Raw genomic sequence first — 25,025 nt, 5'->3', positions numbered from 1 at the left:
CCATTTGATAAACAAATGGGTTAGATCACTATTACGGTAAAAGAATATTTTAGATAATTTCCGGTGTCACCATTTCATCTTCAGCTTCCGCTTCCCATTTCCCAACTACTGAAGTGGCTAATGCATTTCCTAAAACATTCGTTGCACTTCTAAACATATCACAAAAATGGTCTATTGGTAAAATTAATGCAATTCCTTCAATTGGAATTTTAAACATTCCGCAAGTCGCAGCTACAACTACTAAGCTAGCTCTAGGTACGCCTGCAATTCCTTTGCTGGTTAGCATTAAAACTAAAAGCATCGTCATTTGAGTTCCCAAATCTAAATGCACTCCATAAGCTTGAGCAATAAAAATACTGGCAAATGTCATGTACATCATGCTCCCATCTAAATTAAAAGAATAGCCCAATGGAAGCATAAAAGAAACGATTCTGTCTTTGACTCCAAAGCGTTCTAGCTCTTCCGTAAGCTTAGGAAAAACTGCTTCGCTACTTGTAGTTCCAAATGCAATAATTAATGGACTTACAATTCTTTTAAGCAAAACAGTCATTCTGCTTTTAAGAAAAATATATCCTACTAATATTAATACAACCCAAATTGATGAAATTCCAATTAAGAAAGAACCAAAGAATTTAAAATAAGTTATGGCTAATTCTTGGAAATCTCTTACTGCAAAGACACCTGCAATAGCACCGAAAACACCAATTGGAGCAAACTTCATTACGTAGTTTACCATTTTTAAAACGATATGAGATGTTTTATCTAATGCGTTGATAACTGGTTTTACATAACTTCCCAAAGACGCCGCTGCCAAACCAAAGAAAATAGAGAATATGACAATTTGTAAAATCTCATTAGTCGCCATCGCTTCAAAGATACTTTTAGGCACAATATGCTCAATGAAGTTTTCAAAGGAAATACTTTGTGTTTTTGCGGTCACTTCTGAAGCAGAAGCTAAATCAACATTTGGTAAATTAAGTCCAACTCCTGGTTCAAGCAGATTTACAAAAAACATACCTAATAACAAGGAAATGAATGAGGCCGTAAAAAACCAACCAAGGGCTTTCCCGCCTATTCGCCCTACTGCTTTGATATCACCTAATTTAGCAATTCCTACAACTAGCGTTGTAAATACTAATGGTGAAATTATCATTTGGACTAATCTAATAAAAACAGTAGCTAGCATTTTGATTTTGCTGCTAAAGGATAGCGCCGCTTCTTGCGAAATAGAATTATGAATAATAATCCCTAAAAGAGCTCCAAATACCATTGCAATAAGTATTTGAGTCGTTAGGTTTGAAAAAATTGATGCTTTCTTGGTTTCGGTTGTATTCATTTAATTGGTTATCTGTTATCTAAAATTGGTTATTATGAAATTGATTATTTGAAATACGTTTTATTAATTAAATAAAAATCAGCAAGGACTATTGCAGCCATTGCTTCAACAATAGGAACTGCACGAGGAACAACACAAGGATCATGTCGTCCTTTTCCTGTCATTTCAGTTATGTTTCCTTGATTATCTAACGTTTCTTGTTTTTGCATAATGGTCGCAACAGGTTTAAATGCAACTCGGAAATATATATCCATTCCGTTGCTAATTCCACCTTGAATTCCCCCAGAGAGATTAGTTTTTGTAGTTCCGTCAGGATTGTATAAATCGTTGTGCTCGCTACCTTTCATTTTTGCCCCACAAAAACCACTTCCAAACTCAAATCCTTTCACTGCATTTATAGAAAGCATGGCTTTACCTAATTCAGCATGAAGTTTATCAAAAACAGGTTCCCCTAAACCAATAGGCACATTTTGAATTACACAGGTTACAGTTCCACCTACCGTATCGCCTTGTTTTCTGATGTCGCGAATATAATCTTCCATTGCACTTGCCATTACTTCATCCGGACAACGAACAGGATTATTCTCCGTTTTCGAAAAATCTAATTCCTGGTACGGTTTTTCTAAAAATAGCGGTCCAACAGAAGAAACGTAAGCATTGATTTTTATTTCAGATAACATTTGTTTTGCAACTGCTCCTGCTACTACTCTACTGGCAGTTTCACGGGCAGAACTTCGACCACCACCACGATAATCGCGAACGCCATATTTTTTTTCGTAGACATAATCGGCATGACTTGGTCTATAATTATCTTTTATATGAGAGTAATCATCGGATTTTTGATTGGTGTTTGGTATAATAAAACCAATGGGAGTTCCAGTTGTTTTCCCTTCAAAAATTCCGGATAGAAACTGTACATCGTCCGGTTCTTTTCTTTGAGTCACAATTGCCGATTGACCTGGTTTCCTTCTCGACATTTCGAATTGAATTGCATCAAGATCTAATGTGATTCCAGAAGGGCAACCATCTATAATTCCGCCTAAAGCTTCTCCATGCGATTCTCCAAAAGTGGTTAATCTGAATAGTGTACCGTAGCTATTTCCCGCCATTATAATAAGTTTTGAACAAATGTATGATTTTAGTTTAGAGTTCAAAACTTTATCCTGCGATTTCGGGATAAAGTTTTATGAAACATTTAAGGATTATTGACTGTAAATTAATCTTGTGCTAGATTTCTTAACCTTTACTTTCATTTCAATTAATACAAATGCAATTAATTTGTTAAACTTCAAAATAGAGAAAATTGAAAAAAAGAAAAGTTGAACTGGTTGTAATTTCAGATGTACATCTTGGAACTTATGGAAGTCATGCTAAGGAACTATATAATTATTTATCTTCCATAAAACCTAAAATTTTAGTGCTAAACGGTGACATTATAGACATCTGGCAATTCAGAAAATCTTATTTCCCGAAAACACATTTGAAAATTATCCAAAAAATTATTAGTATTGCCTCCAAAGGAACAAAGGTCTATTACATTACAGGAAACCATGATGAAATGCTGCGAAAATTTAGTGATATGAATATGGGAAATTTCACCTTGGCAGATAAATTAATATTAGATTTAGATGATAAAAAAGCTTGGATTTTTCATGGCGATGTTTTTGACACTTCGGTACAACACTCTAAATGGATTGCGAAATTAGGTGGATTGGGATATGATTACCTAATACTTTTGAACCGCTTTGTCAATTGGTTCTTGCTGAAATTAGGAAAAGAACCCTATTCTTTTTCTAAAAAAATAAAGGCAAGTGTAAAAAAAGCAGTCAAACATATTTCTGATTTCGAAAAAACAGCAACTGATTTGGCTATTGAAAAAAAATATGATTATGTTATTTGCGGTCATATTCATGAACCCAAAATGATTCAAAAAGAAAATAAAAATGGATCTACCTTATATTTAAATTCAGGGGATTGGGTAGAAAATTTGACAGCGTTAGAATACAACAAAAAAAGATGGAAGTTATATCGCTACTCTGAAGCCAACTATCCTGTAGAAGAGAACCTTTTTGAAATGGAGGATGTTTTGAGCAACCAATTGATTGCATCAATAATTTCATCTAGATAAAAATTTTAAATTGTATCGCGTTATTAAAAACTTAAAGATTTCAAAAGGTGTGAATTTTATAAAATTTAATTAAAATTTTACAAGTAATATTGTTTGCTTTAACAATACCTTTGTAGGACAAAAATTTACTTATGAAAAAAATTATTTTATCAGCGATTATGCTAATTGGATTAGCATTTACTGCTCAAGCTCAAGACATTTCTAAAAATGCATTAGGTCTACGTTTAGGTGGAAATAATGGTTTTGGTGGCGAGCTTTCTTACCAAAGAGGATTGTCTAAAAACAATAGACTTGAATTAGATTTAGGTTGGAGAAACAGAAATGACTACAACAACAACGGATATGATGACAATGCTATCAAATTAGCAGCTTTATACCAATGGGTTTGGAACATTGATGGAGGTTTCAACTGGTACGCAGGTGTTGGTGGAGGTTTAGGTAGCTATAGTTATGACAATAACAATACTCATTACAACGATACTTTCGCATTTGCAGCTGGAGATATAGGTATTGAATATAATTTTGACATTCCATTATTGATTTCTTTGGATTTCAGACCTGAATTTGGTGGTAATGGTTACTATAAAAACAATTACGGTTCTGATGTAGCTTTGGGTTTAAGATACCAATTCTAATATTTAGAATATTTCTAAAAAAAGAGGCTGATCACTATGATCAGCCTCTTTTTTTTATGCTGTAAATTATATAAATCTCGGCTGCAATTATATAATTATAAATTATTATCTAAATTATACATTTACCGTAATAATAACTTTAAACAAAAAAAACAAACAAGATGAAGAAATTAATAGTCTATTTAATGATGATGGTATTGTCATTAAGCGCTTTAGCTACTCCAATGATTGCAGCTGAAAAAACACCAACTACAATAGCAAACAATACTAAAGAAGTACCTGCTGAAGTAAAGATTATGCTTTCCCGATTAGATGAAATAAAAGCAATGGATAAATCTTCTTTGAAATCTTCTGAGAAAAAAGCGCTTCGTAAAGAAGTTCGCGCCATTAAATCTGAGTTAAGATCTACAGGAAACGGTGTATATTTTTCTGTTGGAGCAATAATTATCATAATCCTTTTATTGATTCTTTTATTGTAATCAATTTTTAAATTTAAATGAAAGAGAAGCTTATAAACTTCTCTTTTTTTTCGAAACTAAACCTAATAAAATGTTAATTGATCCATTTGGCACAATTTTGGTTTAATATAAAAACATTGATGATTAGGTTACAATAAAATTATTACTAATTAAATATTTGAAAAATGAAAACATTAAAACTACTCGCCTTAGGAATAATCCTTTTTGCCTCAAGCACAATTCATGCACAAGTTTCAGTAAATGTAAATATTGGTACTCCACCAGCGTGGGGTCCTTCAGGCTATTCTAACGTAGACTATTATTATTTACCTGATGTTGAAGCATACTATGACATTAGAGCTACACAATTTATTTATTTCAATGGAGGAAGATGGACACGAGCTAGATACTTACCAGGACCGTATAGAAATTACAACTTGTATAATGGATATAAAGTAGTGTTGAATGATTACCATGGATCGAGACCATATACTAACTTTAAAAATCATAAAGTGAAATATTACAAAGGTTATCATGGTAAAGCACAGAAATCAATAGGTTCGTATCGTAACAATGACCATAGAGAATACGAAAATCATGGTTATAAAGAAGACAAAGGCTATAAAGGAGAAAAAGGCCATAAAGAAGGAAAAGAACATAAAGAAGGTAAAGGAAAACATTAATTCCTAATTAATTGAAGTAAAAAGAGAACCCAGCGCGGGTTCTCTTTTTTTTTTAGAAATCATTTATAAAAGTTAATCTATTGCACTTTGTTTCTAATTTCTTCAAGTGAATTGAAAAAAGGATTCTTTAAAACTACCCACTTATCTATTCGCGCATTAAATAAAATTTAATCAAGATTGTAACGGTAAATTATATAATTCTCAACTACAATTTTATAATTGCAAATTAAGCTTTAGGCCATACTTTTACTGTGATAAAGTCGGTAAACAAGGTAAAAAAAAATAAAAGTTTATTTCATGATGATCGCGCAGTCATTAGGGACCTATCAAATTATTTTTTTCAAAAACAATATTCAACAAATATGTTAAGTAAAATTTATTGGCACAGTTGTTGGATTTACATAAAAATTACTGACATAAAAAGTTAGTATAAAATTATTATTAATTAAATATTCGGAAAATGAAAACTTTAAAACTACTCGCCTTAGGAATAATCCTTTTTGCCTCAAGCACAATTCATGCACAAGTTTCAGTAAGTGTAAACATAGGAACGGCGCCATCGTGGGGTCCACAGGGTTATTCTGATGTTGACTACTATTATTTACCTGATGTTGAAGCCTACTACGACATCAGAGCTACACAATTTATTTATTTCAATGGAGGAAGATGGACAAGATCTAGATATTTGCCAGGACAATATAGAAATTATGATTTGTATAACGGATACAAAGTGGTATTGAACGACTATCATGGTTCAAGACCTTATAGCAATTACAGAAATGATAGAGTTAGATATTACAAAGGTTATCATGGAAGACCACAAAGATCTATAGGTGCATACCGCAATAATGACCGTAGAGAATACGAAAATCGTGGTGGCAATGGTAACAGAGGTTACGATCGTGGTAATGAAGGTCATGGTAACAAAGGTCACGGAAACGAAGGACGTGGAAACAATGGTCATGGAAATGAAGGACATGGTAACAATGGAAATGGTCGCGGACATGGTCGTGGCTAATTAGATTTTTCATTAAGAAAATTAAAAAAAAGAGAGAGAACCAATTTAGGTTGTCTCTCTTTTTTTGTGTTATCAAGTTTTTATTTTTTCGAAAGAAAATCAAAAACATTTTATAAAAAATTATTTAATTCCTACATTTGGAGTTGTTGCAAATTAAATTCAAAAAAATGCAAAATAAATATATTCTACCTTTAATACTTTTCCTTTTTTGTTTTCAAATAACAAAAGCGCAGCAACCCCAAAAATTAAATTCGGTTGAAATTTGTAATCAAATTCAAAAACTTAATTTTTTAGGATCTGTTCTTTATATAGCTGCGCACCCTGATGATGAAAATACTCGGTTGATTTCTTATTTATCAAATGAAAAAAAAGCAAGAACTGGTTATTTATCTTTAACTCGCGGTGACGGTGGCCAGAATTTAATAGGACCTCAATTACGTGAATTATTAGGAGTAATAAGAACTCAAGAACTTCTTGAAGCTAGAAAAATTGATGGTGGTGAGCAGTTTTTCTCGCGTGCTAATGATTTTGGATTTTCAAAAAATCCGCAAGAAACATTAGAAATTTGGGATAAAAATAAAGTCTTGGCAGATGTAGTTTGGGCAATTAGAAAATTTCAACCCGATGTAATTATCAATCGTTTCGACCATCGTTCATCAGGAACAACACATGGGCATCATACCGCTTCGGCCATGTTGAGTGTAGAAAGTTTTAAACTCGCAAATGATCCAACAGTTTTTCCAGAGCAATTAAAATTAGTCCAACCATGGCAGCCTAAGCGCCAGTTTTTTAATACTTCGTGGTGGTTTTATGGAAGTAAAGAAAAATTTGATGCAGCAGATAAATCTAATTTAATCGACATACAAACTGGAGTTTATTTTCCATCGACTGGAAAATCAAATCAGGAAATTGCAGCATTAAGTAGAAGTCGTCACCAATCACAAGGCTTTGGAAGCACTGGAAGTCGTGGGGAAGACACCGAATACTTAGAGTTTATAAATGGTGAACAATTACAAAACAAAGGTTCCATTTTTGAAGGAATTGATACGAGTTGGAACCGAGTAAAAGGCGGAAAACCTATTGGTGAATTATTGACAACTATTGCGACTCAATTTGATTATCACAATCCTTCAGCCAGCATTCCAAATTTGGCGAAAGCCTATTCAATGGTACAATCGCTGGAGGATAATCATTGGAAAACGATAAAATCTTCCGCCATAAAAGAAATCATTGCAGCCTGTTCCGGATTATATCTTGAAGCTGTCGCGCAAAACCAGGAAGCTACTCCGGGAAGAATTGTAAAACTAAAACTGGAAGCCATAAATAGAAGTGAAACAATCATGCAATTAAGTAGTATAACCACTTTGCCGGAGCAAAAAAATGCGCCGCAAAATAAAATACTAGCTAATAATGTTTCAAATACCATAAATCTCGATTTACAATTGCCAACAACTATTGACTATACGCAACCCTATTGGTTAAAAGACAAGGGAACAGTAGGAATGTATAGCGTCGAAAATCAAAAAAATATTGGGATTCCAGACATTATTCGGGAAGTAAAAGTGGTATTTAACCTGTTAATCAACAACATCGAAATTCCATTTGAACGAACTGTTATTTACAAATATAACGATGGTGTAAAGGGTGAAATGTATAATTATTTAGATATTGTTCCTGAAGTAACCACAAGTATTCTTGATAAAGTTTCCCTTTTTAAAAACGGAAAAAATAAAGAAATAGCAGTAAAAATAAAATCTGGAAAAGATGGGATCAAAGGAGATTTAAAATTGGAACTACCAAATAATTGGAACGTTTTACCTAAATCAATTCCATTTAACTTAGAAAAGAAAGGGACAGAACAAATCGTTTATTTTCAAGTTACACCTCCGGATCAAAATGATGAAGCTGTAGCCAAAAGCATTGCGTTTATTGATAATAGACCATATGATAAAGACCAAATAATTATCGATTACAACCACATAACCAAACAACAAGTATTGAAACCTGCGGAGGCAAAATTTATCAAATTAGATTTGAAAACTAATGATGAAAGAATTGGTTACATTATGGGCGCCGGAGACGAAGTTCTTAAAAGTCTGTCTCAAATGGGATATAAAGTAACGCTACTTAAACCGGAGGAAATAACTCCTGGAAAATTAGCCAATTTTGATGTTGTAATTACAGGAATACGAGCTTACAATACCGTAAAAGAATTAGCCAATAAACAAGCGATACTTTTTGATTTTGTACAAGAAGGAAAAACAATGCTGGTGCAATACAACACTCCTGAAGAGGCAGTTTCTGCAAATATTGCTCCTTTTCCAATGAAAATTTCAAATGATCGTGTAACTGAAGAAAATGCCGAAGTTCGTTTCTTAGCACCAAATCATGCCGTTTTGAACAATCCAAATAAAATTACAGTTAAGGATTTTGAAGGCTGGCAACAGGAACAAGGCTTGTATTATGCAAATAACTTTGACCCAGCCTTCACTCCTATTTTATCATCAAATGACAAAGGTGAAACTCCAAAAAACGGGGCTTTACTAGTTGCTCCGTACGGAAAAGGATACTATATTTATACCGGCTTGAGTTTTTTTAGAGAATTACCGGAAGGAGTTCCAGGTGCTTTTAGATTATTATCAAATATAATTTCTTTAAAAGCTCCAGTAAAAATTCCTGCACAAAAATTTAAGCCATAACACATTAAAAAATGGAAAAGAAAAAATTAAAGACTTGGAAAAAAAGCTATAGTTGGGTCCTTGCAGTCAATGCGATCTATATTTTAATTTTTTACCTAATAATGCAATTATACTCTTAACTTATGCAACTATTTGATTGGATTGTACTTATTGTCACCTTATTATTTATTGTTATTTATGGTGCTTGGAAAACCAAAGGCAGCAAAAATGTAGAAGACTTTATTCTTGGCGGTAATGAAACGCCTTGGCATATTGTTGGTCTTTCGGTTATGGCAACTCAAGCCAGCGCGATCACTTTTCTATCTACACCGGGGCAGGCTTATCACGACGGAATGGGATTTGTACAATTCTATTTTGGACTACCAATTGCCATGGTAGTTATTTGCGTCACTTTTATCCCAATATATCATAAATACAAAGTATATACAGCGTACGAATATCTCGAGAAAAGATTTGATCTTAAAACGCGTTCCCTTGCGGCCTTACTTTTTCTATTTCAAAGGGGACTAGGAACAGGTCTTACCATTTATGCGCCGGCCATTATATTGTCTGCGTTGCTAGGCTGGAATCTCACTATTATGAATATTATTATTGGTGTTTTGGTAATTATTTATACTTTTTCGGGAGGAACAAAAGCGGTAAACGTGACTCAGAAACAGCAAATGTTTGTGATTATGTCGGGGATGTTTATTACCTTCTTTCTGATTTTACATTATTTACCAAATGATATGACTTTCACTAGTGCTTTGCATATCGCTGGAGCAAATGACAAAATGAATATCGTAAATTTCTCGTTTGATCCTGAGGAAAAATATACTTTTTGGAGTGGTATTACGGGAGGATTTTTCCTTGCTTTGGCTTATTTTGGTACAGACCAATCTCAGGTTGGACGTTATTTATCAGGGAAATCTGTTCGAGAAAGTCAGATGGGATTGATTATGAACGGTCTATTGAAAGTTCCTATGCAGTTCTTTATTTTACTTACCGGTGTGATGGTTTTTGTCTTTTTCCAATTCAATCCAGTTCCGTTAAATTTTAATCCGAACAATAAAATAATAGTTGAAAAATCGGCATACAAAGGTGAATATCATTCTTTAGAAAAGAAACTAGACGATTTATCAGAAGATAAAAAAGTGATTAATCTCTTGTACATTGATCAGTTGAATCAAGATTATGACAATCCAATCCTTCGAAAAGAATTAGTTACTTTATCTAATAAGGAGAAAGATTTAAGAGATCGAGCAAAAGAAATTATTCTGAAAGCCGATAGCGGAAGTGAAACTAACGATAAAGACTATGTCTTTTTCCACTTCATTTTGCATTATTTACCCAAAGGACTTATCGGTTTATTATTGGCTGTAATTATTTCTGCAGCTATGTCTTCAACTGCTTCCGGACTGAATGCCTTGGCATCGACCACTGCAATTGATATCTACAAGCGTAATTTGAAAGAAGAAAAATCAGAAAAACATTATCTGAATGCCACAAAGTTTTTTACATTAATGTGGGGGGTAATTGCCATCCTTTTTGCTTGCATAGGAACCTTATTTGAAAATTTAATCCAATTGGTAAATATCATCGGATCTATATTTTACGGAACGGTTCTCGGTATTTTTCTTGTCGGATTTTATATTAAACAAGTCAAATCTAAAGCTATTTTTTACAGCGCGGTTGTAACGCAAATCACCATTTTTATAATCTATTATTTTGCCATCTATATTTACCCAAGCGGAGAAGAAAAACTGGGTTATTTGTGGCTAAATTTCATTGGAGCAATGTTAACGATTATAATTTCTTTAGTTTTACAATGGACTATTTTTAGGAAAGAAAAATCATTAGCCTAACATTTTAAATTCAATATTAGCACGAATAGTTTTCATTATTAATTATAAAAAAATCCCGTTTGCTTAGGCGAACGGGATTTAAGATTAAAAAAAAACAAAGTATTAATTCTTACTCCACTCTGCAATACTTTCCTTATTCATCTTTACATAATCTTGGTTTTTAGCTTTTTCAGCTGCAGCCATAGATATTTTTGCCGTTTCAATAGCACCTTTTTTATCACCAAGTTTTGCTTGTATCAATGATTTTAAACGGTAGTAAAAAAATGGTTTATCCTTATTCATTTCTAAAGCTTTATTTACATAAACTAATGACTTAGCGTTATCTCCATTAGACTGCAATAAAAATTGCGCTGCAGAAAAATAATCACCGGCAGCTGGTCCAGCCAAAGCTTTTTCAATACTTGCCATTGCTGTTTTTTGAGTAGGAACTTCAAACTTTAAAGCAACATAAGAACTCTCCCAATACATTTCTAAATAGGCAAAATTATTATCTAAACCGCTTATCCCGATAGTAAAAGTTTCAACTGGTTTTGGCAAAGTTTCTTCCTTCACCGTGGTTCTTAATACTACGTTAGCTTCGTTCCATTCTTCAGGATTTCCCCAGTTATCTGTAGTTGAATAAAATATGATATCCCAGCTTTCAATTTTAGGAACAGTATACATAGAGTATTTTCCTTTTTTTAAAGTTTTTCCATCAATAACTACATCATCACTAAATGATATTGTTGTGTTTTCATTAGCTCCCGTTCTCCACACTTTTTCAAAAGGGATTAAATTACCAAAAACGGCTCTTCCTCTAGCACTTGGTCTGGAATAATTAATTTCAACTTGGGTTAAACCAACCGTTTGAATAATAGCGGCTTTTGGACTGGCTTGAGGCGTTTTCACTTGTGCCTCAATGGTGAAATTTGCAATAATGATAGCAAATGCAATTAAGATGTTTTTCATAGTATCTGTTTTTATGTTTCCCAAATTTACAAATTCAGGTATTCTTAAATGTTAAATATTCCTTAATTTGGAGTCAATATTATTCACTTCATCCAAACCCAATTCATTGAAATGATTAATTACTACATCCGCTTCCGATAAATCTTGGTCTTTTGAATGAATGCTATTGTAACCCACACAGAAAATTCCAGCAGCTTTAGCAGCTTTCACTCCATTAGTACTGTCTTCAATTACAATACAATTTTCTTTTGGAGCAATCGATAAACTAGCTGCGTGTTCAAAAATGGCAGGATGCGGTTTTGATTTAGGAAAATCTTCTCCACTCACGACATGAGTAAAATATTGATGCAGTTTAAAACGACGAAAAACACGCTCAATAGTAACTTTTGAAGCAGAGGAAGCCAATATCAATTGCATTCCGTTTTCGTGTAATCCTTTGATTAAGTTTTCAACGCCTTCCAGCAATTCTAAATCTTCTTTACTATCAAAAGCATCATTAAATATGTTCCTTTTTCTTTGAATTAAATCCTCAACATTATGATTCAATTGAAAAGCTTCCTTCAAAGTCTGGAATGTATTTCTAGTTGAAAACCCTGTAAATGAGGTATACATTTCTTCCGTAACAGCAATATTCAATTCATCAAATTGTTTAAAATAAGCATAACGGTGTACGGGCTCTGTGTCGACAATTACGCCGTCCATATCAAAAATTACTGTTTGTATCATTTTTTTAGGTTAGAAGTTTGGGGTTAGAGGTTAGATGTTTGATTATCAGAATACTGAGACTGAGACTGAGACTGAGACTAAAAACTACTCCTTTTTAAGCAAATAACGAATCACAGTTTCCGCAGCATATAAACCAAATAATCCTGGCATATAACTATTTGTCCCGTAGAATGATTTTTTAAAATTAGAACCATCCGTCATTTTCAGACTTGATTCATCCTGAATTTCAGAAGAAAAAACGACTTTCAATTTATCAATTTTAAATTCTTTCAAACGTCTTCTGATTGTTTTTGCAAAAAAACAATTGACGGTATTCGTAATATCGGTCACTTTTACTTTGGAAGCTTCCATCTTTCCGCCAGCACCCATGCTGCTTATAATTTTCACTCTTTTTCGCTTTGCGGCGATAATCAAATTCAATTTTGGGGTTACACTGTCGATACAATCCAATACATAATCAAATTCCTCCGAAACAATCTCGAAAGCACGCTCTGGCGAAAGAAATTCTTGTACGCGGGTCAGTTTCAATTCCGGATTGATATCCATTAATCGGTCACCAACTACAGTAACTTTGGGTTGCCCCACAGAAGAATGTAAAGCTGGTAATTGTCTGTTTATATTGGTAATATCAACTACATCTCCATCTACAATGGTCATTTTCCCCACTCCTGCTCTAGCCAAAAATTCGGCTGCAAAAGAACCCACACCACCAAGTCCTACGACTAATACATTTGCATTCTGCAATTTATTTAAACCTTCTTTTTTAAATAAAAGTTCGGCTCTTTCTGTCCACTCTGCCATTATTTTTTTTTGTTTAAAGTTTAATGTTTAAAGTTCTAAAACTTCATCCGTAACTATGTTTAAATTCTATTCTTGAATACTTCCATAAAATTACTATTCACCTGTTTTTGAATTTCTTCAACCGAAATTCCTTTATATTTTGCTGCCAAAGCATAAACAGCATCAATCCCTTCTTCAACTGTATCGGTTTCCAAGAAAAATCGATTATTCGGCATATTTTTAAAAACCAATTCCAACTCCGGATTTAACAATAAATATTTACCAAAAGAAATATAAAATCCATTGTCCAATAACTGTTTCGCTAACTGTTCGCTTTTGGAAAATCCATGAATTAGTACTGGAACCGTAATATTCAATTTTTTCGTAATTTCAATCAATTCCTGAAAAGCGGCAACACAATGAATCACAACTGGTTTTTGATATTTCTGTGCCAAAAGCAATTGTTTTTCGAAAACCATCTGCTGCAATTCCATTGGGATTTCAATACGTTTATCCAGTCCGCATTCACCAACCGCAAGACAATTTGCCTCTTGTAATTTGCTTTCAATAATCTCTAAATCAGCTTCAATTCTATCTTCAACAATAAACCAAGGATGAATTCCAATAGAATAACAGGGAATCGTACCATCAAATTCCTGTGGATATTGATTGACTAATTCCAACACATTGGGCTGATTCGTGAATTTATGGGTATGTAAATTAAAGAATTCCATTAATCATGAAACTTTTTAACTCCTGCTTTTATTTCGATATTCAAATCGTTTTCCAAGGGTACTTTTGGGCAAGAATATTTATGACTGTAAGCACAATATGGATTGTACGATGTATTAAAATCGATGACAATCGTTTTACCTTTAGGCACTTTCATATCAATATATTTTCCGCCAATGTAGCTTTCATTTCCGCAAGTCAAATCTGAAAACGGTAAAAACAAATAGTCTTTGTATTCTTTCTTTTTAGAAAGTTCAATATTCTTGTAAATATTCAGTTTAAAATTTTTCCCTTCTAAAACAAAATAAACTTCCCCATATTTCACATACATTGGTTTTCTTTCCCCAGTGGTCTTCATTTCAAACGGCTTTTCTTTTTTTGTTCTCACGAATTTTGCTACCACAAAAAACTTTTCATTTATGGGATAAAAATCCAAGGTTTTGAATACAGCTAAATCTTCTGAATTCAAAGGACTTGTCTTTGCATCAGCATACTCCGAGTTTATGACTTCTTGAAATTTGGCTACAGATGCCGCATCAAATTTTTCTTGGCCAAAGCCAAAATTCAATTGAACCAAAAGAAACAAAGTAAATAGTGTTCTCATATTAATATCTTTTTGACTTTCTGCTTTAATAATATTGGATTATTTTCATTAAAAATAAAGTTATTCCTGTTGAACCATTAAGCAATTAAGGTCCATTAAGAATAAAACTTAATTTTCTTAAATTCGCAATGATAAAAAAAAATGTTTTGTTTTCTTTGCGGATAGTCCTTAATACTTTTAAGCAAAAATAGTTTAAAAGTTACAATGCCACAAAGTCGCATCACTACAAAGTTTTCTACCTTTGCAAAATTAGAACTTTATATATGATCCAAACCGCTTTCCAACGTTACATTAATAATTTTAGAGGATTCACAAGAGAAGTATGGATTCTTACCTTGATTACGTTTATCAATCGCGCTGGTACGATGGTTTTGCCTTTTCTATCCAAATATTTAAAAGAAGATTTACAATTTTCTTACGCACAAGTTGGATGGATTATGGTAGCTTTTGGTTTTGGATCCATGTTAGGTTCTTGGCTTGGAGGGAAATTATCTGATAAAATTGGGTTTTATAAAATCATGGTTTTCAGTTTATTTACCAGTGGAATCCTATTATTCTTAGTACAATACATTCGTACTTTTTGGGGATTGTGCATCGGGATGTTTGTTATTATGACCGTTGCCGATATGTTTCGTCCCGCCATGTTTGTTTCCCTTGGCACGTATGCGAAACCCGAAAATCGTACCAGAGCATTGACTCTAGTAAGACTAGCGGTAAATTTAGGTTTTACCGCTGGACCGGCTCTGGGAGGTTTAATCATCATGAATTTAGGATATAGCGGTCTTTTTTGGGTAGATGGAAGTTCTTGTATCGTTTCCATTTTGATTTTTGCATTATTGGTAAAAGAACGCAAAAAACCAGCTGATTTAAACGCTGCAAATAGCGAAACCGAAATTCCAGCATCTGTTTTCAAAGATAAGATATTCTGGATTTTCCTGTTTATTTGTTTTATAACGGCCATGCTTTTCTTTCAACTTTTCACCACTTTACCTTTGTATCATAATGAAAAATTTGGATTAACAGAGTTTCAAAGCGGACTTTTACTGTCCTTAAATGGATTGTTAATTTTCTTTCTGGAAATGCCAATTGTCAGTTTTAGCCAAAGAAAAGGCATTGATACACTTAAAATTATTCTTTGGGGTTCCTTTCTAATGTCCCTCAGTTTTTATGTCTTAATGATCAATATGTGGGCAGGAATACTAATTGTAAGTATTATTTTTATCACTTTTGGCGAAATGTTCATCTTCCCTTTTTCCAATTCTTTTGCTTTAAGTCGGGCACCAAAAGGCCATGAAGGTCGCTATATGGCTTTGTTTACGATGAGTTTCAGCTTAGCACACATTGCCAGTTCAAAGACTGGACTGGAAATCATTGCCACATTTGGCTATCAAACCAACTGGTTTGTCATGGGAACATTAGGAATACTTTCGGTTGCGGGCTGTATCTGGCTGCAACGATTAGTTAAAGAAGAACACAAATAATTATTTTTTGGGCGTGACCCCATTTAAAAAAGGGGCTAAGCAACAAGCAGGTTACTTAGCCCCTTTTTTAAATGGGGTCGGGCTATACATTTCAATCTTTTTCCAGCTACCGCCGTAAAAAGGATTTCCATTGCTATCCCTCACGCGGACACGCTTATATAAAAAACTAGGTTTGCTGAAATATAGTAAAATGGTATCCAAAACTAAAAAATTAGTTAAATAACTATAAAAGTAGTTTACAAACTAAAAATATAGTTGTATGTTTGATTCAAATAAATAAAATCATGCAAAAACTGACCAACAAAGAAGAGGAAATCATGCACATTTTATGGAAGCTTAAAAAAGCATTTGTAAAAGAAGTATTGGCAGAAATTACGGAAGAGCAACCGCATTACAACACGCTCTCTACAATTGTGCGGAATCTGGAAGAAAAAGGTTTTGTATCCCATAATGCTTTTGGAAACACGCACCAATACTATCCAATCGTGAGTTTAGAGGACTATAGAAAACGCTTTATGCACACGGCAATCGATAATTATTTTAATAGTTCCTACAAAAATATGGTATCGCATTTTGCCAAAGAAGAAAAAATTTCGGCTGCGGAATTACGAGAAATTCTAGCCATGATTGAAAAACAATAAAATAGCAATAATTTCTTACTGTTATAAAACCTTTACCAAAATAATTATTTATGGAAGCAGTCGCTATTTACTTTTTAAAATCCAGTGGATTACTACTTTTGTTTTTTATGGCGTATAATTTTCTGTTGCGCAAAGAAACTTTTTTTACTACAAATAGAAGGTTTCTTTTAGCAGGATTACTAACAGCTACTATTTTGCCGATAGTCGTTTACACAAAAATAATTTGGGTAGCACCTACACCTATTACTTCCGATTGGTCTTCCTTACCAATAAGAACCGTGACTGAAGAAAATCACACTGAGGAGTATATTTATTTAGGATTGGCTTTGACTTATTGCATTGGCGCTCTGGCTTTGTTGACTAAATTTGGGTTTGATTTTTACAGCCTTCGAAAAATATTTAAGGGAAAAACAGTAGCGCACCAAGCTAATTATAAATTTATAGACACAACAGAAAATCTAGCCCCCTTCTCTTTTTTTAGTACTATCGTCTATAATTCGGCTTTGTACAATGCGACCGAACTTGAAAATATAATTGCTCATGAGAAAGTACATAGCCAGCAAAATCACTCCCTTGACGTATTGATTGCACAACTATTTTGTATTCTTTTTTGGTTTAATCCCTTCATTTGGCTTTACAAGAAAGCGATGCTTCAAAACCTCGAGTTCATCGCAGATGGTGAAGCGTCTAAAAAAATAGCTGATAAAAAAAGTTACCAAATCACACTTTTGAAAATAACAACACAGGAAAATTGTATTCCCATTACCAATCATTTTTATCAATCCTTAATCAAAAAACGAATTGTTATGTTAAACAAAAACCGATCAAACAAAAGGAATTCTTGGAAGTATGCACTCGTACTGCCCGCCTTAGTTGCCTTTATGTGTTTATTTCAAGTTGAAGTAGTTGCACAAGAAAAAGTAATCGCAGAAACGAGTAAGCTTAAAGCAACCAGCCCAATTACAAGTACTAATACTAATAATCAGGAAACGGATAGCATCAAGAAAAACAAAATTCCTGCAGCAAATGCTACTAAAAAGGAGTTTATAGATTTAAATACTGAAATTTATATTGATGGTAAAAAAGTAACAAAAAAAGAATTAGACAGCACCAATCCCGATGATATAGCCACAATGGATGTTATTAAAAACAAAAACGAATCCACGATAAAAATTGTTACGAAAGGCAAAACTACAGGAAGTAAAAGTATTTTTAATTCTGATATAGAAAAAACGGATTTGGGATTTGATAATGTCGATCCTAACAATGTTACTATTCGTCAAAAAACAAAAGATACTTATACCGTTACGAAGATGACTAGAGAGGTAAATGGGGTTCCGGGAGATGCTGACTATTATATTGATGGAAAAAAAGTAAGCCCTCTCGAAGCTGAAAGCATGAGCCCAAATCTTATTAGTAGTATGGATGTCAATAAAGATGCTACTTCAAATAAAAATGCAATTCGTATTATTACAAAAAGCTACGTCGATGGTAAAAAAAACGACAAAATTGAAAGCCAAACTAAAAATGAGGATAAAGGGTGGGCTATTAGTTTTGAGACATCTAAACCAGAAGATAACATTAAAAGAATTCAAAATGATAAAAATGTAGATTTTAAAAAAGCCTTAATTATAATTAATGGAAAACAAAGTAATTATCAAACATTGGAAAAATTAGATCCTAAAAATATTATTAGTATGGGTGTACAAAAACCATCAAATGCAACTGAATTTACAAGACAGAATGCTATTAAAAAATATGGTAAAAAAGCTATAAACGGTGTTATCGAAATTACAACAAAATAATTTTAAAAATACTCCTCACAAATAACAGCAAAAAAGACGGTTATCCTAGAACCGTCTTTTTTTATATCTTTGAAAAAAAATCTATGTATAAGGTACTTGCTCAAATCAATAAACTTCTTTTACCCAGTTTCACTAAACAACGATTGGATTTAGGAAAAGCTAAGAAATGGCAAATGGCAATTATTGGTTACCGCTATTATGTGACGACTCGTGCTTTAAGTTAATAAGTCATCGCAGCAAAAATATCATTTCCTTTAATTTTTTCTCTGCCTTTTAGAAAACTGAGCTCCATCAGGAAATTGCATTGCACTATTACACCTCCCAGTCTCTCGACTAATTCGCAAACGGCTTTTATGGTTCCCCCAGTAGCCAAAACATCGTCGTGTATTAAAATCCTATCACCTTTTTGAATTGCATCGGTATGGATTTCTAATGTATCGGTGCCATATTCTAAATCATAGGTCGCAGAAATTGTTTTAAAAGGTAATTTATGAGGTTTTCTTACGGGAATAAAACCAACATTTAATTCCTGAGCGATTAGCATCCCAAAGAAAAAGCCTCGGCTTTCTACCCCAATAACCTTATCTATTTTTTTATCTTTAAGTGTCGAAACCAGTATTTCCAGACATTTATTCCTTGCTTTTGGGTCAATTAATAACGGAGTTATGTCTTTGAACAAAATTCCTTCTTTTGGAAAACCTTGAATATCACGTATATAATTCTTTAGTGGCATATTTTTAATTATTTATTTATAATTTGACTTGCAAATCACACAATTATACCTATATTTGCACCCGCAATAAGGCCTTGTGGCGCAACTGAATAGCGCACTTGATTACGGCTCAAGAGGTTACTGGTTTGAATCCAGTCAAGGTCACATAAAAAATCCTTAAACGTACTGTAAAGCAGGAGTTTAAGGATTTTTAAATTTAATACTTGTACGATTTATGTACGATTGAGTTAAAAAAACATTTTTTAATATATTTTCAAACCATTTTCAAACAAAAAAACCTTCCATTTCTGAAAGGTTTTTTATCTCTAAAATATTAGATTATTATTTATTGCTTTATTTCATTTCAGCAAATGGAAATACTAGCGTTTCTTTACTGGACCTCATCAATTAATTGTTTTGCTTTGATGATAAAATCTTTAATCTCAATTTTCTTGAAACTCATATTACATTTAAGATCGCTGTAACTATCGCTTAGATCACCTTTTTTATCTTCATTAAGTTTATCATACTGGTCCATATTCATACCTAAAAGAATATAATCTACTTCATAGGGTAAATAAAAATCATCTTCAATATCTGCAAGGCTGCGAGAGAAGGAAAGAAATTCTTCTTTCTTCTGTGAGGCTAAAAAATAACTTTCAAGTTCAGGATATAAAAACGGCTTGCTCTCCAAAACATTACTTATAGCTTTATAATAAATTGAGGAATCAATATTAAAATTAGATTGAAAACCATTGCACATTTTATTTACTAATGTATTAATGCGTATCACATTTAATATTTCAACTGTATAACCAAAGACCTGTTTTGCATCCGGATATAAAATACTATTTGTATCTAGTACCATGAATGAATTAAAGTCTCTTTTTTCTAAAAATCCTTTCGGAGTTACTTCTGCCTGATTGTGTGTAAGTACCATAATTGTAATTTTGTTTGTTAGTAATATTTATTTAAAAATTTTGTCAAAATCTAATCCATTGTAAACAGAATCTATTTTATCCTGATCTGTTTTTCTAGTTACTCCAGAATCATTGAAGGTATAAGTCGTTTTGTGGTAATACACTCCATGAGTCACAATTACATTTTCATTTGGACTAAGTAAGTAACTTGCTAAAACTCTAATTAAATTTTTCATGGTTTAGTATCTCTATAATTATTATACTTCAAATATAAGTAATAGTATAATCAATAACAAGTAAAGCTATAATTATTTTAAAAATAATTTAGTATTACTATAATTTACTTATATTTGTCTAAACTATAAATTTCTAACCCATGAGCATTTTAAGACTAAAAGAATTATTAATTGAAAAAGGTATTTCCGGAAAAGATTTGGCTGCAAAAGTTGAAGTAACGCCTGCCAGCATTTCAAACATAGTCCAGGGGAATAGTTTTCCAAAACCAGACTTGTTAATTAAAATTGCAGACGTTTTGAATGTGGACGTTCGAGAGTTGTTGATCTCTACAAAAGAAGTTGAAACTGAAACTATTTTCGCTTTTCGTGAAGGTTCTTATATTCCAATTGGTGAACTGAAAAAAAAATAAAACAGTCAAAAAATTAACCCTCTCAATCCGAGAGGGTTTTTTATTAATCCAAAACATTTACGGTTTCATTATACCTAAAATATCTCAATTGCAATATTTTGAAAATATTATAATCAACTATAATTGTTTTATCATTTACCCTGTAACTATTTGGAAATGTAAAATTTAGTAAATCTTCAAAATCCAAATCGTTTATTAAAACTTCATTATTGTTTTTATCTAAGAGCATTGTACCAAAGATAAATTGTTGCCATTTACAAATAAATAAAGTTTCGAGTTCTAGCTGTTCCTCTGTGGTGAAAATTTCCATTATTCTAGTAGTTTATTTTTTAAATATTCAATTCGCGCATTACGTTGCTCATCTGACATTTCCACTGTGGTTGCTGTAACCTCTGCTTTAACTTCAATTGACTTTGGTAATATTAAAATTAATAGTTTCGTAACTGCATTTATCCTGTCAAGGGGATCTAACTTTGCCAGCATAGAACCTAATTTTTCTACTTCTTTACCTAAAACTGTTTGAAGTAACTCTTTTGTTTCTGCAGTAGTTTTGTTTAACGCTCCTTTGGGACGTCCATTTACGTTTCTTGTACCTTTAAATCCTGACATAATTATTGTATTTTATGGTTATTTACTGTAAAAGTTTCTTATAAATTCAGTTAATAGTGTGATATTTTTTATTATTATTCAAAAAAATAGAGGGTTGCAGCACTGGGAAACCCTCTATTGATTTACTTTGATTATATATCTCGATTTAGTTCAAAACGCTGTTTGTAGGTTATTAATCCTTTGAGTTTTCCAGCATCAATACAAACTTTACGTGAACTATCTTCACTAAATATCAATCCTAAACAGCTCAATCTGGAATTTGTTACAATGTTTTGTTGATCTATAACATCCAAAAATTTATTATAGGACGTCATTAATTCTTTTGCCAATTCCAAAAATGGCTTCTCATCTTCAGTTATGTAGGTCCTGCAAAAACTTTCTAAAATAGCGTCGTAATCTTCATCTGAAACAATAAAAATTCCTTCATCAAACGAAATAAATTTCAAAGACAATTCAGCACTACGGCTGTATGTGATTGGTCTAAATGCTTTTGCAGCAGTAACTGCTAGGGATAAATCTTCAATTATTTTGTCATGGCCAGTTATGGTATTCAGGCGCATCGTACTTGAGGTTATGCCGAGCCTGTCAAGTTGATCGTTTAAAGTTGTAATGTAAAAAGCAACGGTATTGCTGGGGCCTGTCAATATTAAGGTCTTAAAAATCTCATTAGAAAATAAACCCAGCTCCATTGCTTCATAAGCTCTTTTCAGATCTGCAAGTGCCGGTTTGTACTGGATTAAATCTCTTGCTATTTCCTGCCCTAGCTGGGCGTTTTCTTCTATTAGTGTTCTAGTGTCGTTCATAGTTTTTTTTTAATTATTAAATATGTTTTAACATATTATCGATGGTTTCTTGATCTACTTCGCTTTCGTCTTGTTGCAGCTTTTGAAGCTTTGTCTGCAATGCATCGATTTGAGCTTGTGTAGCTTCAATTTCCGCTGTGTTCTTTCCTTCTTGCATGGTATATTAATTTTATTGGTTAAATTTTAAATTGGGCGCGCGGCCCGGTGTGTACTTTTTTTTCTTTTAGTGCTTTATTCAGTATTAAATGTTTGATTATTTATAATCCTGTCAGCATCAAAGACGTATTGTTTTTTGTTATTTAGGGCCTTGAGTGCGTTTTCACGGTTATAGACAAATTGACTTTTTACTGGTTTTGAAACACCAAACATTTCGTTTACTGCATCGTTAGCGGAATTCTGCAAATTTCCTCCTGATCTTAATGAATTATCTTTATTTAAATAATTGTCCTCTATGATTTTTATAAAGTTCGTTGGGTTAAATATCCAGTCAAAAGTCGCGGTCCAGTTGTCTTTATTATTGCCTTGTAAAAAATTGGAATCCCTGACTTTCTCAATTGCAATTTGAATGCATTCTTTACCATATTGTTTTTCGAGCACTTGAATTCTTTTTTTTCTTGCATCCGATAATTTTTTAACCTCGGGCAAAATCCCTCTATTATCATTAAAAAACGAAACCAGTTTATTAAAATCAATTCTGGTATGGGTAGGTTGATTTTTTAAATCAACAACTTTGTTAGGAATACTTTCTTTTATTTCATCTTCTATTATCTTATCTTCTCTTATTGGCTTTTTTTCGCTTTTACTTTTAGAAACCGAATCATAACCGTTCGGTTTATTTTCGCTTTCTGTCTGTTTTTTTGGTCTTCCACCTAAAGATCCATTCATAGAATTTACACGCGATTTATCCGAGGCCTTCGAGTACTGTTCATCAAGAAAATTGATAGTGATTTTTCCAGAATTGATTTTGATAATATTTTCTTTTATCAGTTCTTCAAAAAGATGATTACTTTTTAATCTTTTCATGGCCTGTTCTAGCTGCAATTCACAGTCTTTTTGCCAATATAAAGCCATAATGTTTACAAATAGTCCTTGTGCTTCAAATGAACAAAACATGATATCGCCAGCGAGATACTCAGCAACTTCAAATTGAAAATATGGTAGTCTCTTACCCATAGCTTTAGTTTTAGGAGTTTTTACAGTTTTCCGTACAAAATTCATTTAGCCATAAATAAAAATCTTGAAAAGTCCTAACAATTAAATAAATCCCCCCTGCGGCTTTAATTGCTTTTTGATAAGCAATTTGTCCTTCTGATTGTTTGTTGTCTGCTGTAGCAGCGCATTTAATCTCAATCTTAACACTTTTACCGTTTATGACACTATGAATGTCACTAGTTCCTGTTTTTCCGGTTCCGGGAATCCATTTAGTACTGCCAATACTTCGAGTGCGACCTAAAATATCAGTTGAATTTTTGCGGTTATCTTTCATGAAGCCTGTTGAATTTACCCTTTCGGCTTGCCCGCCTTTCAATTGGATATAAGCAATCACAGCTTTGGTTAACTGATTAGTTGTATTGTCGTTGTATTTTGGTTTTGGATGGAATGGAAAAGAAGGAAACTTATTTTTAAGATTTTCAAAAGCAAGTTGTTCCAGAGCTTTAATAGCTTCAGATTTTACATGTCTTACCGTTTTGGGATTGGTTGCTTGTGATTTCTTTTGCTGCATAACCTTATACTTTCAAAGGTTTAATTGCTGCTAAAAGTTCAGCTCTCTTGTAATACCGTCTGTTGACAATACCGTATGCAATCACTTTGCCTTTATTGGTCCAGTGCCACAGAGTTGAAGAATTAATTTTAAGAAGTTCACAAGCTTCATCTCTAGTCAAAAGAATGTCTGGATCTGGATTTGCAAGTTCTTTTTTAAATTTGTCTAATTGAATTTTAACGCCCTCACTGATTAAGTTTACCAATGCTTCGGACGTTGTACCTTGTAGAATAATTTGATCGCTCATTTTGTAAAGTATTGTTGTTATACTTTGCAAATGACAGCTACTTGTATGCTTTTAAAAATGTATTAGTTAATTACGTATTGTTTTCGTAATTTATGTATTATTTACTGAAATTTGAACTAACTGTTTTAGTATCAAAACCAGCAAAATAGTCACCTAAAAGCTTTGCGTAATCAATTTGTTTACCTCTGGGCTTGCCGGCAACTACTTTATAATACTCATAAAATATTTTAATTATTTTATCTTTTGTATTCAAATTATCAATATTAAAACGAACCTCCGGAATTTCTTTTTTATAAAATGCGAAGGTCAAATAACTTTCTAAAATCTCATTTTTTAGATATCTAGGTTTCACTAGCTTTTCTTTAAAAAATTTAAGTATTACGGTTTCATCTATATTATCAAAGTTGTTTTCGAAGTGAAAACTCTCTAATTGCTCAGGCTCTAAAGGTTCATTTTGTTGAGGTTTTGAACTTGCTTCAATAGTTAATTTCCTGTTTTCGAAAAATTCTAAGATTTTGTCTGTCGTAGCAATTGTAGCCTGGAATAGATCTAATATTTCATCATAATTACCTTCATCATCTTTTAACTCACTTACATATTGACTGAATGATTTTAATTGACCATCAATAATTGATTTTTGCATTCTAATAAAAAACAATTCGGTATTGTCAACATAATCATCTAAAAATAATTTCAATTCATAATTGTAACCTATCTGGTAATCGTCGAATGTAAATTTAGTTTCCTTTAAAAACGTAAATAAATTAATTCCTTCTTTCTTCATTTTTTGCGGGTATTTTTGATACTT

Annotated in this window: 30 protein-coding genes and 1 tRNA gene; 13 read left to right on the top strand and 18 right to left on the bottom strand. The window is 32.6% G+C overall.

Features of this window, described 5'->3' with window-relative positions:
- Nucleotides 1–49: 49 nt before the first annotated feature.
- On the bottom strand, nucleotides 50–1,336 hold the full coding sequence (locus tag H4V97_RS01470; RefSeq protein ID WP_196849531.1) for a dicarboxylate/amino acid:cation symporter: 1,287 nt from the start codon (nucleotides 1,334–1,336) through the stop codon (nucleotides 50–52).
- 44 nt (nucleotides 1,337–1,380) lie between these two features.
- Nucleotides 1,381–2,445, bottom strand: a complete 1,065-nt coding sequence (aroC, locus tag H4V97_RS01465; RefSeq protein ID WP_196849532.1) for a chorismate synthase — start codon at nucleotides 2,443–2,445, stop codon at nucleotides 1,381–1,383.
- Nucleotides 2,446–2,639: 194 nt separating this feature from the next.
- On the opposite strand from aroC, the gene H4V97_RS01460 reads away from it, so the two are divergent.
- The 7 genes from H4V97_RS01460 to H4V97_RS01430 all read left to right on the top strand — a co-directional run bounded on the left by H4V97_RS01460 (nucleotide 2,640) and on the right by H4V97_RS01430 (nucleotide 10,801).
- A complete protein-coding gene (locus H4V97_RS01460) occupies nucleotides 2,640–3,464 on the top strand; it encodes a UDP-2,3-diacylglucosamine diphosphatase (protein ID WP_196849533.1) in 825 nt (274 codons plus the stop codon).
- Between the two features lie 131 nt (nucleotides 3,465–3,595).
- Nucleotides 3,596–4,099 carry a hypothetical protein gene (locus H4V97_RS01455; RefSeq protein WP_196849534.1) on the top strand — a complete coding sequence of 168 codons (504 nt, stop codon included), beginning with the start codon at nucleotides 3,596–3,598 and terminating at the stop codon, nucleotides 4,097–4,099.
- Nucleotides 4,100–4,260: 161 nt separating this feature from the next.
- Nucleotides 4,261–4,578 carry a hypothetical protein gene (locus H4V97_RS01450; RefSeq protein WP_196849535.1) on the top strand — a complete coding sequence of 106 codons (318 nt, stop codon included), beginning with the start codon at nucleotides 4,261–4,263 and terminating at the stop codon, nucleotides 4,576–4,578.
- A 164-nt stretch (nucleotides 4,579–4,742) separates the two neighbouring features.
- Entirely contained in the window at nucleotides 4,743–5,240 is a 498-nt protein-coding gene (locus H4V97_RS01445; RefSeq protein ID WP_196849536.1) for a hypothetical protein, read from the top strand.
- Between the two features lie 460 nt (nucleotides 5,241–5,700).
- The gene (locus H4V97_RS01440; RefSeq protein ID WP_196849537.1) at nucleotides 5,701–6,258 is read left to right on the top strand and encodes a hypothetical protein; all 558 of its coding nucleotides are present in this window, start codon (nucleotides 5,701–5,703) and stop codon (nucleotides 6,256–6,258) included.
- Between the two features lie 167 nt (nucleotides 6,259–6,425).
- Complete coding sequence (locus tag H4V97_RS01435) at nucleotides 6,426–8,957, top strand: PIG-L family deacetylase (protein WP_196849538.1); 2,532 nt, start codon at nucleotides 6,426–6,428, stop codon at nucleotides 8,955–8,957.
- A 122-nt stretch (nucleotides 8,958–9,079) separates the two neighbouring features.
- Nucleotides 9,080–10,801 carry a sodium:solute symporter gene (locus H4V97_RS01430; protein WP_196849539.1) on the top strand — a complete coding sequence of 574 codons (1,722 nt, stop codon included), beginning with the start codon at nucleotides 9,080–9,082 and terminating at the stop codon, nucleotides 10,799–10,801.
- Nucleotides 10,802–10,903: 102 nt separating this feature from the next.
- Here H4V97_RS01430 and H4V97_RS01425 read toward each other — a convergent pair whose 3' ends face one another.
- From H4V97_RS01425 to H4V97_RS01405, 5 genes are all read right to left on the bottom strand, one after another.
- Complete coding sequence (locus H4V97_RS01425; RefSeq protein ID WP_196849540.1) at nucleotides 10,904–11,749, bottom strand: DUF2911 domain-containing protein; 846 nt, start codon at nucleotides 11,747–11,749, stop codon at nucleotides 10,904–10,906.
- A gap of 51 nt (nucleotides 11,750–11,800) precedes the next feature.
- Nucleotides 11,801–12,475 (bottom strand): HAD family hydrolase, encoded by a 675-nt coding sequence (locus H4V97_RS01420; protein WP_196849541.1) that lies wholly within the window; start codon nucleotides 12,473–12,475, stop codon nucleotides 11,801–11,803.
- A gap of 84 nt (nucleotides 12,476–12,559) precedes the next feature.
- A complete protein-coding gene (locus H4V97_RS01415; protein WP_196849542.1) occupies nucleotides 12,560–13,276 on the bottom strand; it encodes a ThiF family adenylyltransferase in 717 nt (238 codons plus the stop codon).
- A gap of 59 nt (nucleotides 13,277–13,335) precedes the next feature.
- The gene (locus H4V97_RS01410) at nucleotides 13,336–13,989 is read right to left on the bottom strand and encodes a TatD family hydrolase (RefSeq protein WP_196849543.1); all 654 of its coding nucleotides are present in this window, start codon (nucleotides 13,987–13,989) and stop codon (nucleotides 13,336–13,338) included.
- Nucleotides 13,989–14,591 carry a DUF1684 domain-containing protein gene (locus H4V97_RS01405; RefSeq protein ID WP_209548727.1) on the bottom strand — a complete coding sequence of 201 codons (603 nt, stop codon included), beginning with the start codon at nucleotides 14,589–14,591 and terminating at the stop codon, nucleotides 13,989–13,991. Before H4V97_RS01405 ends, H4V97_RS01410 begins: the two co-directional genes overlap by 1 nt.
- 263 nt (nucleotides 14,592–14,854) lie before the next feature.
- Here H4V97_RS01405 and H4V97_RS01400 point away from each other — a divergent pair, with 263 nt between their 5' ends.
- The 4 genes from H4V97_RS01400 (at nucleotide 14,855) to H4V97_RS01385 (ending at nucleotide 18,742) form a co-directional block, all read left to right on the top strand.
- On the top strand, nucleotides 14,855–16,072 hold the full coding sequence (locus tag H4V97_RS01400) for an MDR family MFS transporter (RefSeq protein ID WP_209548726.1): 1,218 nt from the start codon (nucleotides 14,855–14,857) through the stop codon (nucleotides 16,070–16,072).
- 284 nt (nucleotides 16,073–16,356) lie between these two features.
- Nucleotides 16,357–16,713 (top strand): BlaI/MecI/CopY family transcriptional regulator, encoded by a 357-nt coding sequence (locus tag H4V97_RS01395; RefSeq protein ID WP_209548725.1) that lies wholly within the window; start codon nucleotides 16,357–16,359, stop codon nucleotides 16,711–16,713.
- Nucleotides 16,714–16,763: 50 nt separating this feature from the next.
- A complete protein-coding gene (locus H4V97_RS01390; RefSeq protein WP_196849547.1) occupies nucleotides 16,764–18,518 on the top strand; it encodes a M56 family metallopeptidase in 1,755 nt (584 codons plus the stop codon).
- Between the two features lie 83 nt (nucleotides 18,519–18,601).
- A complete protein-coding gene (locus H4V97_RS01385) occupies nucleotides 18,602–18,742 on the top strand; it encodes an SsrA-binding protein (RefSeq protein WP_196849548.1) in 141 nt (46 codons plus the stop codon).
- Here H4V97_RS01385 and H4V97_RS01380 read toward each other — a convergent pair.
- Nucleotides 18,739–19,251, bottom strand: a complete 513-nt coding sequence (locus H4V97_RS01380) for an adenine phosphoribosyltransferase (protein ID WP_196849549.1) — start codon at nucleotides 19,249–19,251, stop codon at nucleotides 18,739–18,741. The genes H4V97_RS01385 and H4V97_RS01380 overlap by 4 nt on opposite strands.
- Nucleotides 19,252–19,321: 70 nt before the next feature.
- On the opposite strand from H4V97_RS01380, the gene H4V97_RS01375 reads away from it, so the two are divergent.
- Nucleotides 19,322–19,395 (top strand) — tRNA-Arg (locus H4V97_RS01375).
- Nucleotides 19,396–19,621: 226 nt separating this feature from the next.
- Here the strand turns inward: H4V97_RS01375 and H4V97_RS01370 are convergent.
- Both H4V97_RS01370 and H4V97_RS01365 read right to left on the bottom strand, forming a co-directional pair.
- Nucleotides 19,622–20,170 (bottom strand): hypothetical protein, encoded by a 549-nt coding sequence (locus tag H4V97_RS01370; RefSeq protein WP_209548724.1) that lies wholly within the window; start codon nucleotides 20,168–20,170, stop codon nucleotides 19,622–19,624.
- A 27-nt stretch (nucleotides 20,171–20,197) separates the two neighbouring features.
- Entirely contained in the window at nucleotides 20,198–20,386 is a 189-nt protein-coding gene (locus tag H4V97_RS01365; RefSeq protein ID WP_209548723.1) for a hypothetical protein, read from the bottom strand.
- Nucleotides 20,387–20,526: 140 nt separating this feature from the next.
- Here H4V97_RS01365 and H4V97_RS01360 point away from each other — a divergent pair, with 140 nt between their 5' ends.
- On the top strand, nucleotides 20,527–20,796 hold the full coding sequence (locus tag H4V97_RS01360) for a helix-turn-helix domain-containing protein (RefSeq protein ID WP_209548722.1): 270 nt from the start codon (nucleotides 20,527–20,529) through the stop codon (nucleotides 20,794–20,796).
- A gap of 43 nt (nucleotides 20,797–20,839) precedes the next feature.
- Here H4V97_RS01360 and H4V97_RS01355 read toward each other — a convergent pair whose 3' ends face one another.
- From H4V97_RS01355 to H4V97_RS01320, 8 genes are all read right to left on the bottom strand, one after another.
- The gene (locus tag H4V97_RS01355) at nucleotides 20,840–21,106 is read right to left on the bottom strand and encodes a hypothetical protein (protein ID WP_209548721.1); all 267 of its coding nucleotides are present in this window, start codon (nucleotides 21,104–21,106) and stop codon (nucleotides 20,840–20,842) included.
- Nucleotides 21,106–21,405 (bottom strand): hypothetical protein, encoded by a 300-nt coding sequence (locus H4V97_RS01350; protein ID WP_209548720.1) that lies wholly within the window; start codon nucleotides 21,403–21,405, stop codon nucleotides 21,106–21,108. The genes H4V97_RS01355 and H4V97_RS01350 overlap by 1 nt, the downstream gene beginning before the upstream one ends.
- 131 nt (nucleotides 21,406–21,536) lie before the next feature.
- Nucleotides 21,537–22,208 (bottom strand): hypothetical protein, encoded by a 672-nt coding sequence (locus H4V97_RS01345; protein WP_209548719.1) that lies wholly within the window; start codon nucleotides 22,206–22,208, stop codon nucleotides 21,537–21,539.
- A gap of 16 nt (nucleotides 22,209–22,224) precedes the next feature.
- A complete protein-coding gene (locus H4V97_RS01340) occupies nucleotides 22,225–22,365 on the bottom strand; it encodes a hypothetical protein (protein WP_209548718.1) in 141 nt (46 codons plus the stop codon).
- 74 nt (nucleotides 22,366–22,439) lie between these two features.
- Nucleotides 22,440–23,381, bottom strand: a complete 942-nt coding sequence (locus H4V97_RS01335; protein ID WP_209548717.1) for a hypothetical protein — start codon at nucleotides 23,379–23,381, stop codon at nucleotides 22,440–22,442.
- 10 nt (nucleotides 23,382–23,391) lie between these two features.
- Nucleotides 23,392–23,931, bottom strand: a complete 540-nt coding sequence (locus tag H4V97_RS01330) for a hypothetical protein (RefSeq protein ID WP_209548716.1) — start codon at nucleotides 23,929–23,931, stop codon at nucleotides 23,392–23,394.
- Nucleotides 23,932–23,935: 4 nt separating this feature from the next.
- A complete protein-coding gene (locus H4V97_RS01325; protein ID WP_209548715.1) occupies nucleotides 23,936–24,217 on the bottom strand; it encodes a helix-turn-helix domain-containing protein in 282 nt (93 codons plus the stop codon).
- Between the two features lie 97 nt (nucleotides 24,218–24,314).
- On the bottom strand, nucleotides 24,315–25,001 hold the full coding sequence (locus tag H4V97_RS01320; RefSeq protein ID WP_209548714.1) for a hypothetical protein: 687 nt from the start codon (nucleotides 24,999–25,001) through the stop codon (nucleotides 24,315–24,317).
- Between the last annotated feature and the right edge of the window lie 24 nt (nucleotides 25,002–25,025).

This window comes from Flavobacterium sp. CG_23.5 (assembly GCF_017875765.1).
Classification (GTDB): Bacteria; Bacteroidota; Bacteroidia; order Flavobacteriales; family Flavobacteriaceae; genus Flavobacterium.
The sequence above is the reverse complement of the archived record's forward strand: the minus strand, read 5'-3'. Positions and strand labels throughout refer to the sequence as shown.